Origin of the sequence: Helicobacter pylori (assembly GCF_006440215.1) — a bacterium.
Lineage (GTDB): Bacteria > Campylobacterota > Campylobacteria > Campylobacterales > Helicobacteraceae > Helicobacter > Helicobacter pylori_CS.
In genome coordinates this window covers 258872-279700 of record NZ_VEZH01000001.1, presented here as the reverse complement: position 1 = coordinate 279700, position 20829 = coordinate 258872, and the positions used below count along the sequence as shown (strand labels likewise).

Genomic DNA, 20829 nt, shown 5'->3' with positions numbered 1-20829 from the left:
CTCAATTAAAGTTTGGCTTAGAGCAAATAAAACACCTTTTCTTCTTGAAAAATGCCTTTAATTTCCACAAAAAGGGTTTTTTCTATGCGTTCTTCTAGCACGATAATAGGGTTAATACTCTCGCTCCCGCTCACTAACGCCCTTAAAGACAACTCTTCTTCATAATTTAAGGGGTTAAGGTTTAACTCTTTTAAATTATCATAGTTTTTCGCCATAAGAGTGTTAAGGCTTTCTAAAGTTAAAAACAAGGTTTCATCTCTTTGGCTATAACCCACTAGCGCGCTTAAACGCTGGGAAAAAACCCACCTTAAATCATTAATCCTTACTTTAGCCTTACTTTTAGAGCGCGCTAGAATATAACAATTCAAGGGATTTGAATTTTTAGAAAGCCACACGCCCCCATTCAATAAGCGGTAAGTTGCGATCGTTTTTTGGGCTAAAAAAGGCTTATTGCCATTCTTTTTAGCCGCTTCTAATCCTCTAAAAACTTGCGTTCTTTCTTCAACGCTTGCGGGTAAAATCTGGCGTTTTAAAGGCGAGTAAAGCTCAAAGGGGCTTCTGTTTTGGGATTCTTTTTGGATTTTTAAAGCGAATTGGCAACCGCAATAATTTTGCCGATAAAGCTCATTTTCTCTCGCCAAAGCCTGCAAGTTTAAATCCAACTCGCTCTTAAAATGTTCAAAATTATCGTTTCTAAACACAACAAATTCCAAATTGTGCCTTTGCGCGATGTGTTGTCCCTTAGCGATGAGCTGGTTAGGGTCTTTTTTAGGGCTTGTGAGTAAGGTGGTGGTGAATTTTTCTTCCCCTAATTCAAAGGCTTTTAGAGCGCTCGCTTCCAAGCGTAAATCAAAGCACTCAAAACAGCGTTCGCTTTTTTCCCCTAACAATTCCTTACCCTTAGCTTTATCTAAAAATTTTTCTAATTCATAATCGCCCTCAAGCAATTCAATTTCTAGCATCTCACAAGTGCGTTTCACATCTTCTAAACGCAACAAGTATTCGCTATAAGGGTGGATATTGGGGTTATAAAAAAACCCTATTATTTTTTCACCCGCAAAAGCCTCTTTAGCCTTTTTTAAAAAATAGAGGTTATCCACTGAGCAGCAAATATGAATGAGCATTAAAACTGCTTTTTATTCACATCTTCTAAAATATCGTTAGAAACTTTGTCAATTTCTTGACTGATTTCTAAAGAATCGCTAGCGATTTTTAGATTGCCCTCAGTAACTGATCGTAAGGCTTCAATAGAAGCGTTGATTTCTTCTACTTCTTTAACCTGGTTTTTAATGCTCTCGCTCGTGTCTGAAATGCTTTGAACTAAAATATTAATATTGGCTTCAATTTCGCTGAGCGATTTTTGCGTCCTTTCAGCGAGCTTCCTCACTTCATCAGCCACCACCGCAAAGCCTCTGCCATGCTCGCCGGCTCTTGCGGCTTCAATAGCGGCGTTTAGGGCTAAAAGATTGGTTTGATCGGCAATATCTCTAATGATTTCTACAATGCTTTTAATGTCTTGGCCTTGTTCAATCATGGCTTCACTTTGAGAGCTCACGCCTTGAATGGAAGTGGTGATATTTTCTATCGTTTTAGAAGTTTCCATCAAGCTTTTGTGTTGGGAGTTTGAAGCCTTTTCTAAATTTTGCACGCATTCTTTTAAATTCGCGCTATCGTTGGCTAAATCTTTGGCAAAATTAGACGAAGTTTCTAGCATTTTTTGGATTTCTTGCCCTAAAGCGTTAGTAACCAATTCCACCCTACCCGAAGCGTTTTGGATCCGGCCTCTAAAATCCAAACCAGAATAGCTTTCAAAGATTTTGAAAATGCTTGGCATGTGAGTCCCTACGCTTTCTTGCAAATAATCCATGATCCCATTTAGCGCGTCTCTCAATTCTTTCAAATCAGGGCTTGCGGGCTCAGCCGTGATGCGCACCGCAAAATTCCCTTTTTTCACATCTGAAACCACTTTAATGGTGTCTTGGACGGCTTGCTTGTCTTCTTGCATGGTCTTTTGGGTTTGCAAGATATTTTTATTGATCGCTGTTTGCATGCGCCCTAATTCGTCATTAGTTTTCGCTTCAATCAATTTAATATCGCTGGAATTGGCTTGATTGTTCAATAATTTAAAGAAATGAGACAAGGTGCTAGAAACGACTTCCAAACGACTGCTCACGATCGCTCGCATGAGTAGAGTGATCGCTACAATCAAGGCTAACACCATGATAGTGCTCGCCACGATCACCACAAAACGCACCGAGCCTACTTGCTCATAGACCTTGTCTTTTTCAATGATTAAAGCGATCATCCAATTAAGATTGTCTTTACTTTCTGTTTTGCCTAGCATTCTAAAGGTTTCAACGGCTAAGAAATTTTCCTTATGGCTAAAGGGATCTAAGTATTCTAAAGTCGCTTTAGAGCCGTTTTCTAAAATAGCCATCACTTCGTTGGTGGCTTTAGGCACGCTCTTATAAATTTCGGCGATAGATTGGTCTTGCAAACTCTTATTCGCGCTCAAAAGCACCTTACCTTTAACGCCAATTAAAAACAAATCGCTCCTGTTTTTAGTGATTTCATTACTGAAGCTGTCAATGGAAAAGAAAATCATCAAAGCCCCTACAACCTCATTTTGCGTTTCACTCAATAAAGGTAAAAGAATATCAACCCCATAAACTTCCGCCCCATTAGGCATTTTCCTATAATAAGGCAAGCTTTTAGAAATTTCTTTATTCTTCATCACTTTTTGTGCTAAAGGGTTATTCCCTAATGACGGATTTTCTATTAGCTTAATCGTATCGTTATCCCTTAAAAGCGTTAATCTTAAATCTTCTCTGTCTTTAAAAAACACGCTCGCCCCAGCGACATGCGAATTGGCTAAAATGAAGTTTTTTAACAAGTGGATTTTGATTTCTCTTTTGGTGTCTTTAGGGAGCATTTCTTTGACAATGTCCATGCTCGTATAGGTGTTTTCCAAAACCCCTTGCACTTCCTTAACCTTAAAATGCAAACTATCTTGCATAGAACGCAAGGTGTTTTCTTTTAAAATCTCTTTCACCCTGCTGTTCAAGGACACCCCTAAAATGCTCACGCACACGATCACAATCAACGCCACCCACAATATGATTTTATTACCGATACTCAAACCTTTAGACAAAACACAACCTTAACTATGATGAAATTTTTTGCCCATTTGCGACAAAATTTTAAACCGCATTATAGTCTTATAAGCATAAATCCAAAATTAAACTGGATTAAAAAGACGATCAATCATTCTCATTAAAAACCATTTTAAGGTTGCATTCGCTCTTTTAGGGTATGCTATGGCTAAAAATTATGGTAAGGAAGAATAATGCCTTTTGTCCCCACGCGCTCTTTGAAAGAAAAAAAGATTGATTTTATTGAAGCAATATTAAACCCTAACGCCCCAAAAGGCGGGCTTTACACTTTAGAGCGTTTTGAAACATTAGAATGGCAAGATTGTTTGAATCTGAGCTATAACGAGCTAGTAGAATGCGTGTTTGAGCGGTTGGGATTAGAGATTCCTAAGGGTTTATTAACAAGCGCTTTAAAACGCTATGAAAATTTTGATAACCCTAAAAACCCGGCCCCTATTTTTGCGCTCAATGAAAGGCTTTTTGTCCAAGAGCTCTACCATGGGCCTAGTTTAGCGTTTAAAGACATGGCGTTGCAGCCTTTAGCGAGCTTGTTTTCTAATCTAGCGGTAGGAAAAAATGAAAAGTATTTAATGCTCGTTTCTACCAGTGGTGATACCGGCCCTGCGACTTTAGAAGGTTTGGCGGGCATGCCTAATGTTTTTGTGGTGTGTTTATACCCCAAAGACGGCACGAGTTTAGTCCAAAAACTCCAAATGGTTACCCAAAGCGCTAGCAATTTAAAGGTCTTTGGGGTGAGTGGGGATTTTGATGATGCACAAAACGCGCTCAAAAACCTTTTAAAAGACGATGATTTTAACGACGCTTTAAAAGCGCGCCAATTGAAATTAAGCGTGGCTAATTCCGTAAATTTTGGGCGCATCGCTTTTCAAATCGTCTATCATATTTGGGGCTTTTTAGAATTGTATAAAAAAGGCGCGATCAATTCTAAAGAAAAAATCACCCTAGCCATACCTAGCGGTAATTTTGGGAACGCTTTAGGGGCGTTTTATGCCAAAAAAATGGGCTTGAATATTGCTAAAATCAAGGTTGTAACCAACAGCAATGATGTTTTAAGGGAGTTTATAGAAACAGGGCGTTACGATTTAACCCATCGTTCTTTAAAGCAAACCTACTCGCCGGCTATGGATATTTTAAAAAGCTCTAATGTGGAAAGGGCGCTTTTTGATCTCTTTGGGTTTGAACGCACGCTAGAATTGATGCAAGCTTTAGAAGAAGAGAAGTTTTATGCATTAAAGCCTAAAGAACTAGCCCTTTTACAGGAGCATTTTTCTTGCGCGAGCTGCTCAGATGAAGCTTGTTTGAAAACAATCCAAGAAGTTTATGCAGAGCACCAATACCTGATTGACCCCCACACCGCCACCGCTTTAAACGCCAGCTTGAAAACTCATGAAAAAACCCTTGTTTCCGCCACCGCCTCTTATGAAAAATTCCCCAGAACCACCCTTTTAGCCCTAAACGAGCAAAAGAAAAACGATAACGACAAAACCGCCCTAGAAACGCTTAAAAACAGCTACAATACCCTAGATAGCCAGCGCCTTGATGATTTATTTGAGAAAGGAATCAAACACCAAGAAGTTTTAAAACTCAATGAGATCAAATCTTCTATCCTTTTGTGGTTAGAAAGCCTACATTAAATCTTTTTTAAGCTCTTGTTTTTAATAAAATCCCAATTTTAAGTCAAACTACACTATAATAAGGGAATTCTAAACGAAGATTAAACTTTGAATGAAAGGAGTTTGAATGAAAAGAATCGTTTTAGTAGCGATAGCCTTACTAATGGGTGCTTGTGCGAGCTATAAGATCACGCCTGAACATGTTACATCCTATAATAATGGGATTCAAGTGATGACTTCCACGCAAGCCAAATCTAAAGTCCAGCTAGAAATCGCTCAAAGCAAATTAAAAGGCTTGAGCGAATCCCCTTTAGTGCTGTATGTAGCGGCGCAAGTTTTAGAGGGAAATCCTGTGGCGTTTAGCCGTAAAGCCATTTCGGTGTCTATCAACCAAACGAATTTACCGGTCTTAAGCCTAAGACAGGTGATGAAATCCAGTTTTGATTTTGAGGGCATTTTACAAAGCTTTAATATCAGCGTGCCGACCGCCCCTATTGATAATGTCAATATGATCACCCCGCCTATGTTTTATTACGGGCAAGGGGGATTTTTAGCTTATGACATGATGTATGGGGGAATGGGCTTGTATGGGCCAGGCTTTGGCATGATGATGGTGGATGATGTGGAAGAGCAAGAAATCATGCAAGAAAGCCGCCAAGCTTTAAAAATCCTAGCGATCAATTACCTTAAGAAAAACACCCTTAATGTTGAAGGTAAGGCTAGAGGAGGGTTTGTGGTAGTGGATACCAAAAACCTTAAAACCCCGGGCGTGGTGGTGGTTAAAGTCTTTTTAGAAGATGAAATCCACACCTTTAAAATGGATATTTCTAAGATGTAACTATCCCCTTTAAAGCCTTTAGGTCAATCCACCTAAAGGTTTTTTCTTAATTTGGTTAAAAACCATTAAACCTTACTCCATTGTTTAGATTTTATCCCACTAGTGCGAAAAACTCTGTCCTTTAGGGTGCAAGATGTAAGTGCATAGCTGTTAGGCTGTATTCAAAGCTAAAAGAGAAGGGTAGGAAATATCCATGCAGACTTTAAAGAGCCTTTCGTGTTAGCATTCAATGGAATGCTTTAGTTAGGAAGCTCTTTTTTTTTAGAAAGGGGCACTCTCACGGCAAAAGCGGAGAAAAGCGGGGAGAAAAGCCCAACAATTAAACCCCTTTTTTTTGCGTTTATTTTTGAGAAGCTAAAAAATCCTGGATATTTTCTTTGGTTTTTTCTACTAAGGTTTTCAAGCTGTCGCTATACGCCCATGCGATATGGGGGGTTAAAAGCAATTTATTTTGGATTTTTGGGTTCAAAAACGCATGATCTTTTTCAAAAGGCTCTTTCACAAACACATCGCTCGCATAATACAAATCTTTGGTTTCTAAAATTTCAGCCAGATCCTTTTCATTCACAATGCCCCCACGCCCCACATTGATTAAAATCGCCCCATCTTTTAGGCTTTGCAATTCTTTGAGAGCGATTAAATCGCGCGTGCTTTCATTTAGGGGAGCATGAATGCTGATAATATCGCTTGTTGTGAGCAGATCTTTCAAATTCAAGCGCTCATACTCTTCTTTTTTCTCTTTAGGGGAATAATACACCACCTTTGCCCCAAAAGCTTGAGCGAGTTTGGCGACTCTTTTACCGATTGCACCTAAACCAATAACCCCCCATTGACCCCCTTTAATAAGCCCCATTTTCATACCGCTAATGTGCGTAAAAATATCGCTTTGACTATATTCCCCACTTTTGCAATAATGATCGTAATCATTGATCCTCCCCAACAAAGACAACGCGCACGCTAAAGTGTGCTGGGCTACGGATTCTGTAGAATAAGTGCTCACATTTTTGACTTCTATGCCTAAAGCTTTCGCGCTTTTTATATCCACATTATCCGTGCCTGTAGCGGTAATGCAAATGAGTTTGAGTTTAGGCAATTGGCTTAAAATTTCTTGAGTGATAACGACTTTATTCAGCACCACAATCTCAGCCTCTTTGCAGCGCTCAACCACTTGATTAGGCGAAGTGATCTCATAAAAATCAAAATTCGCCACTTCTTTTAAAACTTCTAGTGCTTTTAACCCCACGCTTTTAGCGTCTAAGACCACGCCTTTTTTGAATGTTTTCATCTCTTTACTCCTAGAATTGGTTTTAAAATTATATAATTAAACCACAAAATCTTTTTTAAAAGAAACTAAGCATGCCAAAACCCAAGAAAAACACTCTCCCATGTAGCCCTTCTATCAAAATGTCTTATTTCATGCGCTTTCTCATTAAATGGCGCACCCGCTCTTTAAGCCATAAAATGATGACTCTGATTCAAATCTTAAGCATTCTGGCTTTAGCGAGCAAGGCCAGTGAAGATTTAGAAGAGCAACTCAAAAAAATCAAAGATTACATTTATAGAACCCTAAACGCTAAAATCGCCTCTGATGTGTATAACCGAGTGCTTATTTTAGTGAATGAATATTGCGCTAATGAAGAATTATTTGATAAAGAGAGCGTTAAAATTTCAGATTTACTCATTCAAGACATCCAGCTTTACGCACTAGTAGATGAAATGCTTGAAGAAGATAAATACCAAGTCCAGCACACCATTTTAAAGGGCATCATCAAGCGCAAATACGATGAAGCCTACTCGCTCAATAGCGAAGACAGGATTCTTTTAGAATACCAAGAACGCTTGCTAGAACCCTCATACGCATCTTTTTCAAATAAAAAATTCAAATGATTTGAAAGCGTTACTTGCCCCACCTTTTAGGCTTTTATTGAAAAAGGGCTTTAAAATGAGCTAGAATTAGCGTTTTATTTGACAAATAAAGGGATTGAATGGCTTTTAAGGTGGTGCAAATTTGCGGGGGTCTTGGGAATCAAATGTTTCAATACGCTTTTGCTAAGAGTTTGCAAAAACACCTTAATACGCCTGTGCTATTAGATATTACTTTTTTTGATGGGAGTAATAGGAAAATGCAATTAGAACTTTTCCCTATTGATTTGCCCTATGCGAGCGCGAAAGAAATCGCTATAGCTAAAATGCAACACCTCCCCAAGCTAGTAAGAGATGCACTTCAATACATGGGGTTTGATAGGGTGAGTCAAGAAATCGTTTTTGAATACGAGCCTGAATTACTAAAGCCAAGCCGCTTGACTTATTTTTTTGGCTATTTCCAAGATCCACGATATTTTGACGCTATATCCCCTTTAATCAAGCAAACCTTCACTCTACCCCCACCCCCAGAAAATCATAAAAAAAAAGAGGAAGAATACCACCGCAAGCTTTCTTTGATTTTAGCCGCTAAAAACAGCGTGTTTGTGCATATAAGAAGAGGGGATTATGTGGGGATTGGCTGTCAGCTTGGTATTGATTATCAAAAAAAGGCGCTTGAGTATATGGCAAAGCGCGTGCCAAACATGGAGCTTTTTGTGTTTTGCGAAGACTTAAAATTCACGCAAAACCTTGATCTGGGCTACCCTTTTATAGACATGACCACTAGGGATAAAGAAGAAGAGGCGTATTGGGATATGCTGCTCATGCAATCTTGCAAGCATGGCATTATCGCTAATAGCACTTATAGCTGGTGGGCGGCTTATTTGATAAACAATCCAGAAAAAATCATTATTGGCCCTAAACACTGGCTTTTTGGGCATGAGAATATCCTTTGTAAAGAATGGGTGAAAATAGAATCCCATTTTGAGGTAAAATCCCAAAAGTATAATGCTTAAAGCGGCTTAAAAAAGGGGCTTATTGGAAATTCAAATCTTTGATTTTAGATCGGATTTCTTGATAGCGAGCGTCTAATTCTAATTTTCTGTTCATGGATATTTTGATAAATCCGCTTTCTTTTTCTATGCCGATAAATTGCCTTTTCAAAAGATTAGCCGCAATGCCTGTGGTAGAGCTTCCGCTAAAAGGATCGCCAATGAGGGAATTTTCACCGCTCGCCATTAAAAGTAGGCGCACTAATAAAGCGAGGGGTTTTTGAGTGGGGTGCTTGCCATTAACTTTTTCCCAAGGAGCGATCGCTGGGAAGCTCCACACATCGCGCATTTGTTTATCCTTATTGATCTTTTTTAAAACCTCATAGTTAAAAACATGCTTATGTTTGTGGCTTTTTCTCGCCCAAATGATTTGCTCAGCTGAATGCGTCAAATAACGGCAGCTGAAATTGGGGGGAGGGTTGGTTTTTTGCCAGGTGATGAGGTTTAAAATCTTAAAATCCAATTTTTGTAAAATACGCCCCAAAGAAAAAAGATTGTGGTAAGTCCCACTGATTAAAAGGCTTCCTGTGTTTTTTAAAGCCTTTTTGGCGTTGTTTATCCACTGGTAATTAAACGCATCAATATCATTAACGCTCTCTTCTTTATCCCAATCGCCCTTATTGACGCTCACGATTTTACCGCTCTGTATGCTTAAGCCGTCATTAGAAAGGAAATAAGGCGGATCGGCAAAAATCAAATCAAACTGATTTTCAAATTGGGGCAAAATCTCATTGCAATCCCCTTGATAAAGAGTGAAAAGCTGGTCTTGGCTTTTAAAAATGGGGCGTGCGATTTCATTAGAATGCGCGATTACCATTTTTGTGCCTTTGATATAAAACCATTTACATTGCTCAAATTGTAGATTTCTACAGATTTGTAAGCTTCTTGGAGTTTGCTTTTAGCGTCCAGCCAACCTATGCCATCGGTTATCCAAATAAATTCGTAATTGGGGAATGCTTCAAATTTTAAAGCTAAGTCTTGATAGGATCTTGAGACTTCATTAAGCTTACTCCCACTAATGGTATAAAAATTAGCTTCTATAAAATAAGTTTTATCTTTACCATAAACAACAAAATCAAATTTTTTAACATCATCTCCAAAAGCTTGGCATAAATCCTCAAATTCTCTAATATCCACTTGTTCTTTAAAATTTAATTGAGCTTGAAAAAAAAGACCGCTAAGATGATTTTCCATAGCCTTTCCGCTGCGATTTTTTCTCGCATTACTATCAAGTCCCACTTCTATACCAAAAACAAAATCATTTAAATCTTTAATATTTCTGTTACAAAAAATTTGCTCCAACCCCGTTTGACAGATGAATTGATAAACCTTTTCATCATTTTCAAGATAAGAATGTAGGGGGTAAAAATTGCCATCAGCATCAAGCACTACCTCATCTTTATTCCTCACAGCAATGAGAATATTTAAAACATTAAAAGCTTTGGGGTATTCTTCAAAGAGACTCTTAACGCAACTTTTAAGTTCTTGTGTGCATTTCCCCAACAAAAAATTCAAATGATTTAAAGCGATGCTTATTTCATTTTTATTTTTGAGGCACTTTTGCCAATCGGTGAAAAAGCCTAAATTCCTATTGCTTGTCTTAAGACTCTGCAAAAAAATATCAAAAGGCAGATGGTTTTTCATTTTTGCTCCGTTTTAATGTTTTTCTTTAATTATATATTTTTGCACTTTACAACCCTTATAGGGTTTAGGCTGGGTGTCTCTCTTCACCCAACCTAAAATTGTATTTGTAAAATCTGTAAAAGGAGTGTCGTAAAAGGAATGCTTAGAAACTATGGTGTCTCGTTAATACATTCTAAACAAAAAGTTTTTAAAGGCAAAAAGGCTGGCGGACAGGGAGGGATTCGAACCCTCGGTAACCTTGACGGCTACGCATCCTTAGCAGGGATGTGGTTTCAGCCAACTCACCCACCTGTCCTTTAAAAAGTAGAATTATAGTAAAAATAAGTTAAAATAAACCTTAAACTTTAATGGTTTCTAAACAAAACTAAGGGCTTTTATATTACAATCTTAAACTATGGATTAATAAAATTTAAAGGATAACACCATGCAATACGCGTTATTATTTCCAGGGCAAGGCTCACAATGTATAGGAATGGGAAAGTCATTCTATGAGAGCCACACCCTAGCTAAAGAATTGTTTGAAAGGGCTTCTAACGCGCTTAAAGTGGATATGAAAAAAACGCTTTTTGAAGAAAACGAGCTTTTAAAAGAGAGCGCTTACACCCAGCCTGCCATTTATTTAGTGAGCTATACCGCTTACCAATTGCTCAACAAGCAAGTAAATGGGGGGTTAAAACCCGTTTTTGCTTTAGGGCATTCGCTCGGCGAAGTGAGCGCGGTGTCTTTGAGCGGGGCGCTAGATTTTGAAAAAGCCCTTAAACTCACGCACCAAAGAGGCAAAATGATGCAAGAAGCGTGCGCGAATAAAGACGCTTCCATGATGGTCGTTTTGGGCGTTTCTGAAGAGAGTCTTTTGAGTTTGTGTCAAAGGACCAAAAATGTGTGGTGCGCGAATTTCAATGGCGGCATGCAAGTGGTTTTAGCCGGGATTAAAGACGATTTGAAAGCCCTAGAGCCGACTTTAAAGGAAATGGGGGCTAAAAGGGTGGTTTTTTTAGAAATGAGCGTGGCGAGTCATTGCCCTTTTTTAGAGCCTATGACTTTTAAATTCCAGGAATTGCTAGAAAAAAGCTTAAAAGATAAATTCCATTTTGAAATCATCTCCAATGCGACTAACGAAGCGTATCATAACAAAGCAAAAGCCGTTGAATTATTGAGCTTGCAACTCACTCAGCCGGTGCGTTATCAAGACTGCGTGAAATCCAATAATGACCGAGTGGATGTCTTTTTTGAATTAGGCTGTGGGAGTGTGTTAAAGGGGCTTAACAAGCGATTGAGCAACAAGCCCACCATAAGCGTGGGGGATAATAAAGGACTTGATGAAGCGATTGAATTTTTAGAAGAATACGTGTGATTGGGAGAAAATGGTGCAAAAAATTGGCATTTTAGGAGCGATGAGAGAAGAAATAACCCCTATTTTAGAATTGTTTGGCGTGGATTTTGAAGAGATCCCTTTAGGGGGGAATGTTTTCCATAAAGGCGTTTATCATAACAAGGAAATCATTGTCGCTTATAGCAAGATTGGCAAGGTGCATTCCACTTTAACCACAACGAGCATGATTTTAGCGTTTGGCGTTCAAAAGGTGCTTTTTAGTGGGGTGGCTGGAAGCTTGATTAAAGACTTAAAAATCAATGATTTGTTAGTGGCTGTTCAATTAGTCCAGCATGATGTGGATTTGAGCGCGTTTAACCACCCTTTAGGGTTCATCCCAGAAAGTGCGATTTTTATTGAAACGAGCGAAAGTTTAAACGCTTTGGCTAAAAAGGTCGCTAATGAGCAACATATCGCGCTCAAAGAAGGCGTCATCGCATCAGGCGATCAGTTTGTGCATAGCAAAGAAAGGAAAGAGTTTTTAGTTAGCGAGTTTAAGGCGAGCGCGGTGGAAATGGAGGGGGCAAGCGTGGCGTTTGTGTGCCAAAAATTTGGCGTGCCATGCTGCGTGCTAAGGAGCATTAGCGATAACGCTGATGAGGAAGCTAACATGAGCTTTGATGCGTTTTTAGAAAAAAGCGCTCAAACTTCAGCGAAATTTTTAAAAAGCATGGTGGATAAGCTTTAAGTTTGTTTTTACCAAGCGCAAACCATTAAAACCCTATTTTTAAAAAATGGGGTTTTTAAATTTTATTTTAAACTCATTTTATAATTAGAATTTAAGCTATTTTTTAGTAAAATAACAAAGGATTAGGTTTATCTTATCTTATAGACCTAGCTTTTGATTGAAAGCATGGGTTCTTATTTTATGGAGTGTCCAATGAAAAAGAAAGCTAACGAAGAAAAAGCCCCAAAAAAAGCCAAAACAGAAGCCACACAAGAAGTCGCACAAGAAAATAAAACTAAGGAAAACAATAAAGCCAAAGAGAGCAAAATTAAAGAAACTAAAACCAAAGAAAGCAAATTCAAAGAAATTAAAGCGAAAGAACCGGTTCCTGTTAAAAAGCTTAGTTTTAATGAAGCGTTAGAAGAATTGTTCGCTAATTCCTTAAGCGATTGCGTTTCTTATGAGTCCATCATTCAAATCAGTGCGAAAGTCCCCACTCTGGCCCAAATCAAAAAAATCAAAGAATTGCGCCAAAAATACCAAAAGAAATTGGTCAGCTCTTCAGAATACGCTAAAAAACTCAATGCGATTGACAAGATTAAAAACACCGAAGAAAAGCAAAAAGTTTTAGATGAAGAATTAGAAGATGGCTATGACTTTTTGAAAGAAAAGGATTTTTTAGAGTGGAGCAGAAGCGATAGCCCGGTGCGCATGTATTTGCGCGAGATGGGGGATATAAAACTTTTAAGCAAAGATGAAGAGATTGAATTGAGCAAGCAAATCCGCTTGGGCGAAGACATTATTTTAGACGCGATTTGCTCGGTGCCGTATTTGATTGATTTTATCTATGCGTATAAAGACGCTTTAATCAATCGTGAAAGAAGGGTTAAGGAGCTTTTTAGGAGCTTTGATGATGACGATGAAAATAGCGTGAGCGATTCTAAAAAAGATGATGACAGCGAAGAAGATGAAGAAAACGAAGAAAGGAAAAAAGTCGTTTCTGAAAAAGACAAGAAGCGTGTAGAAAAGGTTCAAGAAAGCTTTAAAGCCCTAGATAAGGCCAAAAAAGAATGGCTCAAAGCCCTTGAAGCCCCCATAGATGAAAAAGAAGATGAGCTAGTGCGTTTATTAACCCTAGCTTACAAACGCCAAACGCTCAAAGACAGACTCTATGACTTAGAGCCTACCAGCAAACTGATTAATGAATTAGTCAAAACGATGGAAACCACTTTAAAAAGCGGCGATGGTTTTGAAAAAGAGTTGAAACGCTTGGAATACAAACTGCCCTTATTCAATGACACTCTGATCGCTAACCATAAAAAAATCCTTACCAATATCACTAACATGACTAAAGAGGATATTATCGCTCAAGTGCCAGAAGCGACTATGGTGAGCGTGTATATGGATCTCAAAAAGCTTTTTTTGACTAAAGAAGCGAGCGAAGAGGATTTTGATTTAGCCCCTAACAAGCTGAAAGAAATTTTAGAGCAAATCAAAAGAGGGAAATTGATTTCCGATCGCGCTAAAAACAAAATGGCTAAATCCAATTTAAGGTTGGTGGTGAGCATCGCTAAACGATTCACAAGTAGAGGCTTACCCTTCTTGGATTTGATTCAAGAGGGCAATATCGGCTTGATGAAAGCAGTGGATAAGTTTGAGCATGAAAAGGGCTTCAAGTTTTCTACCTATGCGACCTGGTGGATCAAGCAAGCTATCAGCAGAGCCATAGCCGATCAAGCCCGCACTATCCGCATCCCCATTCACATGATTGACACGATTAATCGCATCAATAAAGTCATGCGCAAACACATTCAAGAAACCGGCAAAGAGCCTGATTTAGAAGTGGTGGCTGAAGAAGTGGGGCTTTCGTTAGATAAAGTGAAGAATGTGATTAAGGTTACTAAAGAGCCTATCAGTTTGGAAACCCCAGTCGGCAATGATGATGACGGCAAATTTGGGGATTTCGTGGAAGATAAAAATATCGTTAGCTCCATTGATCACATCATGCGAGAAGATTTAAAAGCCCAAATTGAAAGCGTTTTGGATCAGTTGAATGAGCGAGAAAAAGCGGTGATCCGCATGCGTTTTGGGCTTTTAGACGATGAAAGCGATCGAACTTTAGAAGAAATCGGCAAGGAATTGAATGTTACTAGAGAAAGGGTGCGCCAGATTGAAAGCTCTGCGATCAAAAAATTGAGAAGTCCGCAATACGGGCGCATTTTGAGAAACTATTTGCGCATTTGACATTGAGGTTCTCTAAAGCATGCGTTATTTTCTTGTAGTTTTCTTGTTTTTGTTTGTGGGTTGCATGAAAAAGGATTTCACGCTCAAAGATTTATCCTTGCCCCAAGAGGCTTCAAGCTATCTTGCAAGCCCTCAAAATGGCAGTAACAATATTGACCCCCAAGCGTTAAGAGAAAAATTAAAAGAGAGCTATCTCAAAGCGTGGTATTCCCCATGGCTAGATGCGAAAGTCAAAAGCAATAAAAAAGAAGTGTTTTGGATCCTTAAGGAGATGAATAAATCCACCGGTTATGGCGAAGATCTAAAACCCAACGCAAAAGCTTTCAATGATGAGCTTATTAAAAGCATGGATATTGAGCATTACCCGAGCGCTAAGATTAAGGCTGTTGTAGCGCGAGATAGCGATGTTAGGGCTGTGCCTACTAACAAACCTTTTTATCTTTCTCCAAAAGGCTACCCTTTTGACAGGTATCAAAATTCGCTGATTTTTCAAGGCACGCCGGTTTTAATCACGCATTTCAATACGGATAAAACTTACGCTCACATTCAAAGCAGTTTTGTTTATGGCTGGATCAAAGTCAGCGATTTAGCCTACATGCATGATAAAGACATAGAGCTTTTAACCCATCTTAAAGATTATGTCATGCCCATAAAAGATAAAATCCCCCTTTATACAGACTATGGGGATTTTTACACCAGTGCTAGGGTGGGCGAATTGTTCGCTCTCATCCCCCAAAGCCAAAAAACACCTCAAAAACCCCCAAAAAAGGAATTAAAAGCCTATGGTTTTTTGAGGGACGCTAATGGCTATGCGACTTTACAAAGCGTGATCTTAGAAGAAAAGGATTTTTTCGTTTTCCCTAAGGCTTTTAACAGCGAAAACATGGCGTATTTTATAGACACCATGCTAGGGCAAAAATACGGCTGGGGTGGGCTATTGGGTAACAGGGATTGCTCGGCTTTCACTAGGGATAGTTTCGCTAATTTTGGTATTTTGCTCCCCAGAAATTCCTACGCGCAAAGCCGTTACGCGAACAATTATGTGGATTTAAGCCCCATGAAAGCCAAAGAAAAAGAAGACTACATCCTTAAAAACGCCACGCCTTTTGGAACGCTCATCTATTTAAAAGGGCATATCATGCTCTATTTAGGCGCACACAACCATCAAGCGATAGTCGCTCACAGCATTTGGTCGGTGCAAACCCAAAAGCATTTTAAAACCTTGAGCCATAAAATAGGAGGCGTGGTGATCACTTCATTATGGCTAGCAGAAGAGCATAATGGGGCGTTTTCTAAAAAGAAATTATTGATTGATAGGGTGCTTGGAATGAGCGATTTGAAAGATTTCGTCAATAAAACTTCAAGCCCTTTGAATGCGAATTGATTTTCTTATATTATGATTACGATTCATTAATTTAAAACATTTGGAGAAAGACAATGAGTATGGAATTTGATGCTGTTATTATTGGAGGTGGGGTTTCAGGGTGCGCGACTTTTTATACTTTAAGCGAATACAGCTCCTTAAAGCGCGTGGCTATCGTGGAAAAATGCTCTAAATTAGCTCAAATCAGCTCCAGCACTAAAGCTAATTCTCAAACCATTCATGATGGCTCTATTGAAACGAATTACACTCCCGAAAAAGCTAAAAAAGTGCGTTTGAGCGCTTATAAAACCAGGCAATACGCGCTCAATAAAGGCTTGCAAAATGAAGTGATTTTTGAAACCCAAAAAATGGCTATAGGCGTGGGCGATGAAGAATGCGAGTTCATGAAAAAACGCTACGAATCCTTCAAAGAAATCTTTGTGGGGTTAGAAGAATTTGACAAACAAAAGATTAAAGAATTAGAGCCTAATGTGATTTTAGGGGCTAATGGCATAGATAGGCATGAAAACATTATCGGGCATGGGTATAGGAAGGATTGGAGCACCATGAATTTTGCGAAGTTGAGTGAAAACTTCGTTGAAGAAGCCCTAAAGTTAAAGCCTAACAACCAGGTGTTTTTGAATTTCAAAGTGAAAAAGATTGAAAAACGCAACGACACTTACGCCGTAATTTCAGAAGACGCTGAAGAAGTGTATGCTAAATTCGTGCTGGTCAATGCCGGCTCTTACGCTTTGCCTTTGGCTCAGAGCATGGGTTATGGCTTGGATTTAGGGTGCTTGCCTGTGGCGGGCAGTTTTTATTTTGTGCCGGATTTATTAAGGGGTAAGGTTTATACCGTTCAAAACCCCAAACTCCCTTTTGCAGCCGTGCATGGCGACCCTGATGCCGTCATTAAAGGAAAAACACGGATCGGGCCTACTGCTTTAACGATGCCTAAATTAGAACGCAACAAATGCTGGCTTAAGGGCATTAGTTTGGAATTGTTGAAAATGGATTTGAATAAAGATGTGTTTAAAATTGCGTTTGATTTGATGAGCGATAAAGAAATCCGTAATTATGTGTTTAAAAACATGGTTTTTGAATTGCCTATTATCGGTAAAAGGAAATTTTTAAAAGACGCTCAAAAAATCATCCCCTCTCTTAGCCTAGAAGATTTAGAATACGCTCATGGTTTTGGCGAAGTGCGCCCGCAAGTTTTAGACAGAACCAAGCGAAAGCTGGAATTAGGAGAAAAAAAGATTTGCACCCATAAAGGCATCACTTTCAACATGACCCCCTCTCCAGGCGCGACGAGTTGCTTGCAAAACGCCCTTGTGGATTCCCAAGAAATCGCTGCGTATTTGGGCGAGAGCTTTGAATTAGAACGCTTTTATAAAGATTTATCCCCAGAAGAATTGGAAAATTAAAAAACGCATGCCCAACGAACAAGAAGCCCGAGAAATCGCTAAAAAAGCTGTTAAAATCGTGTTTTTTTTAGGGCTTGTGGTGGTGCTTTTGATGATGATAAACCTTTACATGCTCATCAATCAAATCAACGCGAGCGCTCAAATGAGCCAACAAATCAAAAAGATAGAAGAAAGGCTTAATCAGGAGCGAAAATAAAGGCTTTTTGTATTTTTACGATCAAATAGTAAAAAGCTTGGTTTTTAATCAAGCGGTAATTTTTTAAGCGGTCTTTTTGGGTTAGGGGGTTTTTAAATTTGGGGTTGTAGGGGAGGTTATTCAAAATACCCTCCTATCCCTTTAAGAAAATGAGTTTTACAATAAAATCAAAAGCAATAAAACAAATTTTTTAAAAAACCCTATCTTCAAACTTTAAACTTTCCTTAAATTCAGCAATATTTAAGCTTATTTCCTTATAATGGGTGCTTTAATTTTATCAAAGGATTCTTATGACAAAGACCGCTAAAGTCAATGACATCGTTCGTGATTGGGTCGTTTTAGACGCTAAAGACAAAGTTTTTGGCCGCTTGATCACTGAAATCGCTGTGCTTTTAAGAGGCAAACACCGCCCTTTTTACACCCCTAATGTGGATTGTGGGGATTTTGTGGTGGTTATCAACGCTAATAAGGTTAAATTTTCAGGCATGAAATTAGAGGATAAAGAGTATTTTACCCATTCAGGCTATTTTGGCAGCACTAAGAGCAAGACTCTCCAAGAAATGCTAGAAAAAACCCCTGAAAAGCTCTACCACTTAGCCGTTAGGGGCATGCTCCCTAAAACGAAATTAGGGAAAGCGATGATTAAAAAACTCAAAGTTTATCGTGATGATAAGCACCCTCACACCGCACAAACTAGCAAAAAGGACGCTAAATGAGAAAAATCTATGCTACCGGTAAAAGAAAAACCGCTATCGCTAAAGTGTGGCTCACTCCGGGTAAAGGCGAATTGAATATCAATGAGCAAAGCCTGAATCAATGGTTAGGCGGGCATGAAGCCATTAAAATGAAAGTCATGCAACCCTTGCTTTTAACCAAACAAGAGCAGTCTGTGGATATTAAAGCGGTGGTTTTTGGTGGGGGCTACTCAGCGCAAGCGGAAGCCTTAAGGCATGGCATTTCTAAAGCTTTGAACGCTTATGATATTGCTTTTAGAGCCATTTTAAAACCTAAAGGATTGCTCACTAGGGATTCAAGGGTGGTTGAACGCAAAAAATATGGTAAAAGAAAGGCCAGAAGAAGCCCGCAATTCTCCAAAAGGTAATTTTTATTTCTTTTTGCCTCTCCTTTATTTCTTTTTGCCTCTCCTTTGGGGGGAGCTTTGGAAAGCTTTGGCTCTCTTTTATTTTTATTTTCTGCTTTTTTTCTCTCTTGTTTTATTAAAATTTCAAAATAATGTATAATAATCGTTCTCTATCAATTCGTTTTAAAAGGGCAAAGGGAATGAAATCTGCAAGAATTGGTTCTAAAATTGTCATGATGGTGTGTGCGGTTGTTATTGTCATTAGCGCTGTTATGGGCGTCATTATCAGCTACAAGGTTGAAAGCGTGTTGCAAAGCCAAGCCACAGAATTGCTGCAAAAAAAAGCTCAGTTAGTCAGTTTTAAAATTCAAGGCATTATGAAGCGTATTTTTATTGGCGTTAATACCCTTGAAAAATTTTTAAGCGATGAAAATAGCGTAATCAATGACACCCTAAAAAGGCGCATGCTCTCTGAGTTTTTGTTGGCAAACCCTCATGTGTTATGGGTTAGCGCGATTTATACGAATCATAATGAACGAGCCATCACTGCCATGAACATGGATTCAAAAATCGCCTACCCTAATACCACGATCAATGAAAACATGATCAATCAAATCCGTTCGCTCAAAGATATAACCCGTTCAGATCCCTATTATAAAGAGGTTAATGGCGATAAAATCTATGGCATGGATATTACCCTCCCCCTAATGGGTAAGAATCAAAATATTATAGGCGTGCTGAATTTCTTTTTAAACATTGACGCTTTTTATACCGATGTGGTAGGCAAGAAAAAGAGCAACACCTTTTTAATGGGGAAAGATGGCAGGCTTTTAATCAATCCTAATCGTGAGATCCAAGATAAGATTTTAAGCGCTATCAATCCGGATAGAAGAGTCGCTAAAGCTGTGGAGTATTACAATCAAAACGAAGCGGGCACTTTGAGCTACCATTCATTGAGCGGGAATACAGAAACCTTTTTAGCCATACAGCCCTTTGATCTTTTTGAAGAAAAAGGGAATAACGGCAATCATTGGCGTTGGGCAATCGGGAAATATGTCAATAAATCTTTAGTCTTTAAAGAAGCGACAAACACCAAATACATTATCATCACCACTTTGATTTTAGGCGTGCTGGTGTTAGCCTTTTTAGTCTTTATCATCATTTCTAATCTCATAACCAAACGCATCAGTAGGGTCAATAACACCCTAAATGATTTTTTCAACTTGCTTAATAACCCCAAAAATAACCATACCATAAGCCTAACGCCCCCAAGCGCTTATGATGAAATCGGGCAAATGCAAGCTTCCATTAATGAAAATATCCTTAAAACCCAAGAAAACATTCAAGCCGATAACAAAGCCATTCAAAACAGCATTGAAGTGGCTAATTTTGTGGAAAGTGGGGATTTCACGCAAGAAATCGCATGCGTGCCTAAAAACAAAGATTTGCAAGCTTTAAGAAACACGATTAATAGCATTATCCAGTATTTCCGCAACCAAATTGGCGCCAATATTGAAGCCCTAAATAACGCCCTAGAGCATTATAAAAACCTGGATTTCACCCACCACATCCAAAATCCTAAAGCCAACATGGAAAAAGCGCTCAACACTTTAGGGCAAGAAATTTCTAGCATGCTTAAAGCTTCTTTAGGGTTTGCGAATGTGCTCAATCATGAATCCAAAGATTTAAAAACTTGCGTGGATAACTTAACCAAAACCGCCCACAAACAAGAAAGGAGCCTGAAAAACACCACTCAATCCTTAGAAGAAATCACTAATATTATCACAACAATTGATTCTAAAAGCCAAGAGATGATCTCTCAAGGCGAAGACATTAAAAGCGTGGTGGATATGATTAGAGACATCGCTGATCAAACCAATCTTTTAGCCCTGAATGCTGCTATTGAAGCCGCACGGGCTGGTGAGCATGGCAGAGGCTTTGCGGTGGTGGCTGATGAGGTGCGAAAGCTCGCTGAAAGGACGCAAAAATCCCTCAGCGAGATTGAAGCCAATATTAATATTTTAGTTCAAAGCATTGCCGATAACGCTGAGTCTATCAAAATGCAAAATAAGGGCGTAGAAAACATCCACAACTCCATTAACGCCTTGCAACAAGATGTGCAAGATAATTTGACTATCGCTAATTATTCTTTACAAGTCAGCACTAAAATTGATGGGATCTCCCAAGATATTTTAGAAGACGTGAGCAAGAAGAAATTTTAATTTCTGCTTTTAATTTTGAGCGTCTAAAATATAAAACCGCCCAAAGCAAGGAGCTTTCTAATCGCCCTAACGAA

The 20829-nt window shown here is 38.9% G+C and carries 19 protein-coding genes and 1 tRNA gene; 14 read left to right on the top strand and 6 right to left on the bottom strand.

What is annotated here, in order from left to right; all coding sequences use genetic code 11:
* Positions 1-17: 17 nt before the first annotated feature.
* Together FIM44_RS01375 and tlpA are read right to left on the bottom strand one after the other, a co-directional pair.
* Positions 18-1124 carry an epoxyqueuosine reductase QueH gene (locus FIM44_RS01375; protein WP_140578702.1) on the bottom strand — a complete coding sequence of 369 codons (1107 nt, stop codon included), beginning with the start codon at positions 1122-1124 and terminating at the stop codon, positions 18-20.
* Positions 1124-3151 carry a methyl-accepting chemotaxis protein TlpA gene (gene tlpA, locus FIM44_RS01370; RefSeq protein ID WP_140578700.1) on the bottom strand — a complete coding sequence of 676 codons (2028 nt, stop codon included), beginning with the start codon at positions 3149-3151 and terminating at the stop codon, positions 1124-1126. The genes FIM44_RS01375 and tlpA overlap by 1 nt, the downstream gene beginning before the upstream one ends.
* A gap of 195 nt (positions 3152-3346) precedes the next feature.
* On the opposite strand from tlpA, the gene thrC reads away from it, so the two are divergent.
* Both thrC and FIM44_RS01360 read left to right on the top strand, forming a co-directional pair.
* Positions 3347-4807 (top strand): threonine synthase, encoded by a 1461-nt coding sequence (gene thrC / locus FIM44_RS01365; protein ID WP_140578698.1) that lies wholly within the window; start codon positions 3347-3349, stop codon positions 4805-4807.
* A 106-nt stretch (positions 4808-4913) separates the two neighbouring features.
* The gene (locus FIM44_RS01360; protein ID WP_140578696.1) at positions 4914-5624 is read left to right on the top strand and encodes a hypothetical protein; all 711 of its coding nucleotides are present in this window, start codon (positions 4914-4916) and stop codon (positions 5622-5624) included.
* 340 nt (positions 5625-5964) lie between these two features.
* Here the strand turns inward: FIM44_RS01360 and FIM44_RS01355 are convergent, their stop codons facing one another.
* On the bottom strand, positions 5965-6909 hold the full coding sequence (locus FIM44_RS01355; protein ID WP_140578694.1) for a D-2-hydroxyacid dehydrogenase: 945 nt from the start codon (positions 6907-6909) through the stop codon (positions 5965-5967).
* A 71-nt stretch (positions 6910-6980) separates the two neighbouring features.
* Between FIM44_RS01355 and FIM44_RS01350 the strand changes: the two genes are divergently transcribed.
* Positions 6981-7511, top strand: a complete 531-nt coding sequence (locus tag FIM44_RS01350; RefSeq protein ID WP_140578692.1) for a hypothetical protein — start codon at positions 6981-6983, stop codon at positions 7509-7511.
* Between the two features lie 98 nt (positions 7512-7609).
* Positions 7610-8503, top strand: a complete 894-nt coding sequence (locus FIM44_RS01345) for an alpha-1,2-fucosyltransferase (protein ID WP_140578690.1) — start codon at positions 7610-7612, stop codon at positions 8501-8503.
* A 19-nt stretch (positions 8504-8522) separates the two neighbouring features.
* Here FIM44_RS01345 and FIM44_RS01340 read toward each other — a convergent pair whose 3' ends face one another.
* From FIM44_RS01340 to FIM44_RS01330, 3 genes are all read right to left on the bottom strand, one after another.
* Positions 8523-9356, bottom strand: a complete 834-nt coding sequence (locus FIM44_RS01340) for a DNA-methyltransferase (protein WP_140578687.1) — start codon at positions 9354-9356, stop codon at positions 8523-8525.
* Positions 9350-10183 carry a type II restriction endonuclease gene (locus tag FIM44_RS01335; protein ID WP_140578686.1) on the bottom strand — a complete coding sequence of 278 codons (834 nt, stop codon included), beginning with the start codon at positions 10181-10183 and terminating at the stop codon, positions 9350-9352. Before FIM44_RS01335 ends, FIM44_RS01340 begins: the two co-directional genes overlap by 7 nt.
* A gap of 203 nt (positions 10184-10386) precedes the next feature.
* Positions 10387-10478: transfer RNA gene (locus FIM44_RS01330), tRNA-Ser, on the bottom strand.
* Between the two features lie 129 nt (positions 10479-10607).
* Here FIM44_RS01330 and fabD point away from each other — a divergent pair.
* From fabD to tlpC, 10 genes are all read left to right on the top strand, one after another.
* On the top strand, positions 10608-11537 hold the full coding sequence (gene fabD / locus FIM44_RS01325; RefSeq protein ID WP_121048260.1) for an ACP S-malonyltransferase: 930 nt from the start codon (positions 10608-10610) through the stop codon (positions 11535-11537).
* A 10-nt stretch (positions 11538-11547) separates the two neighbouring features.
* A complete protein-coding gene (locus FIM44_RS01320; protein WP_050851727.1) occupies positions 11548-12243 on the top strand; it encodes a 5'-methylthioadenosine/adenosylhomocysteine nucleosidase in 696 nt (231 codons plus the stop codon).
* Between the two features lie 165 nt (positions 12244-12408).
* The gene (rpoD, locus tag FIM44_RS01315) at positions 12409-14466 is read left to right on the top strand and encodes an RNA polymerase sigma factor RpoD (RefSeq protein ID WP_194148667.1); all 2058 of its coding nucleotides are present in this window, start codon (positions 12409-12411) and stop codon (positions 14464-14466) included.
* Positions 14467-14485: 19 nt separating this feature from the next.
* Complete coding sequence (locus FIM44_RS01310) at positions 14486-15850, top strand: C40 family peptidase (protein WP_140578682.1); 1365 nt, start codon at positions 14486-14488, stop codon at positions 15848-15850.
* Between the two features lie 53 nt (positions 15851-15903).
* Positions 15904-17256 (top strand): FAD-dependent oxidoreductase, encoded by a 1353-nt coding sequence (locus FIM44_RS01305; protein ID WP_140578680.1) that lies wholly within the window; start codon positions 15904-15906, stop codon positions 17254-17256.
* A 7-nt stretch (positions 17257-17263) separates the two neighbouring features.
* On the top strand, positions 17264-17452 hold the full coding sequence (locus tag FIM44_RS01300) for a DUF5408 family protein (protein WP_001132409.1): 189 nt from the start codon (positions 17264-17266) through the stop codon (positions 17450-17452).
* A 290-nt stretch (positions 17453-17742) separates the two neighbouring features.
* Positions 17743-18168, top strand: coding sequence for a 50S ribosomal protein L13 (gene rplM / locus FIM44_RS01295; protein ID WP_000167675.1), 426 nt, complete (start codon positions 17743-17745; stop codon positions 18166-18168).
* Positions 18165-18554, top strand: coding sequence for a 30S ribosomal protein S9 (gene rpsI, locus FIM44_RS01290; RefSeq protein WP_001227262.1), 390 nt, complete (start codon positions 18165-18167; stop codon positions 18552-18554). The genes rplM and rpsI overlap by 4 nt, the downstream gene beginning before the upstream one ends.
* Positions 18508-18693 carry a hypothetical protein gene (locus tag FIM44_RS08535; RefSeq protein WP_140484323.1) on the top strand — a complete coding sequence of 62 codons (186 nt, stop codon included), beginning with the start codon at positions 18508-18510 and terminating at the stop codon, positions 18691-18693. The genes rpsI and FIM44_RS08535 overlap by 47 nt, the downstream gene beginning before the upstream one ends.
* A gap of 40 nt (positions 18694-18733) precedes the next feature.
* A complete protein-coding gene (gene tlpC, locus FIM44_RS01280; RefSeq protein ID WP_140578678.1) occupies positions 18734-20755 on the top strand; it encodes a methyl-accepting chemotaxis protein TlpC in 2022 nt (673 codons plus the stop codon).
* The last annotated feature ends 74 nt before the right edge of the window (positions 20756-20829 follow it).

What these genes read in the sequence shown, in the direction of transcription:
- FIM44_RS01375 (WP_140578702.1), bottom strand. Translation starts at nt 1,124, where the DNA reads ATGCTCATTCATATTTGCTGCTCAGTGGATAACCTCTATTTTTTAAAA.
- thrC (WP_140578698.1), top strand. Translation starts at nt 3,347, where the DNA reads ATGCCTTTTGTCCCCACGCGCTCTTTGAAAGAAAAAAAGATTGATTTT.
- FIM44_RS01360 (WP_140578696.1), top strand. Translation starts at nt 4,914, where the DNA reads ATGAAAAGAATCGTTTTAGTAGCGATAGCCTTACTAATGGGTGCTTGT.
- FIM44_RS01355 (WP_140578694.1), bottom strand. Translation starts at nt 6,909, where the DNA reads ATGAAAACATTCAAAAAAGGCGTGGTCTTAGACGCTAAAAGCGTGGGG.
- FIM44_RS01350 (WP_140578692.1), top strand. Translation starts at nt 6,981, where the DNA reads ATGCCAAAACCCAAGAAAAACACTCTCCCATGTAGCCCTTCTATCAAA.
- FIM44_RS01345 (WP_140578690.1), top strand. Translation starts at nt 7,610, where the DNA reads ATGGCTTTTAAGGTGGTGCAAATTTGCGGGGGTCTTGGGAATCAAATG.
- FIM44_RS01340 (WP_140578687.1), bottom strand. Translation starts at nt 9,356, where the DNA reads ATGGTAATCGCGCATTCTAATGAAATCGCACGCCCCATTTTTAAAAGC.
- FIM44_RS01335 (WP_140578686.1), bottom strand. Translation starts at nt 10,183, where the DNA reads ATGAAAAACCATCTGCCTTTTGATATTTTTTTGCAGAGTCTTAAGACA.
- fabD (WP_121048260.1), top strand. Translation starts at nt 10,608, where the DNA reads ATGCAATACGCGTTATTATTTCCAGGGCAAGGCTCACAATGTATAGGA.
- FIM44_RS01320 (WP_050851727.1), top strand. Translation starts at nt 11,548, where the DNA reads ATGGTGCAAAAAATTGGCATTTTAGGAGCGATGAGAGAAGAAATAACC.
- rpoD (WP_194148667.1), top strand. Translation starts at nt 12,409, where the DNA reads ATGGGTTCTTATTTTATGGAGTGTCCAATGAAAAAGAAAGCTAACGAA.
- FIM44_RS01310 (WP_140578682.1), top strand. Translation starts at nt 14,486, where the DNA reads ATGCGTTATTTTCTTGTAGTTTTCTTGTTTTTGTTTGTGGGTTGCATG.
- FIM44_RS01305 (WP_140578680.1), top strand. Translation starts at nt 15,904, where the DNA reads ATGAGTATGGAATTTGATGCTGTTATTATTGGAGGTGGGGTTTCAGGG.
- FIM44_RS01300 (WP_001132409.1), top strand. Translation starts at nt 17,264, where the DNA reads ATGCCCAACGAACAAGAAGCCCGAGAAATCGCTAAAAAAGCTGTTAAA.
- rplM (WP_000167675.1), top strand. Translation starts at nt 17,743, where the DNA reads ATGACAAAGACCGCTAAAGTCAATGACATCGTTCGTGATTGGGTCGTT.
- rpsI (WP_001227262.1), top strand. Translation starts at nt 18,165, where the DNA reads ATGAGAAAAATCTATGCTACCGGTAAAAGAAAAACCGCTATCGCTAAA.
- FIM44_RS08535 (WP_140484323.1), top strand. Translation starts at nt 18,508, where the DNA reads ATGGTAAAAGAAAGGCCAGAAGAAGCCCGCAATTCTCCAAAAGGTAAT.
- tlpC (WP_140578678.1), top strand. Translation starts at nt 18,734, where the DNA reads ATGAAATCTGCAAGAATTGGTTCTAAAATTGTCATGATGGTGTGTGCG.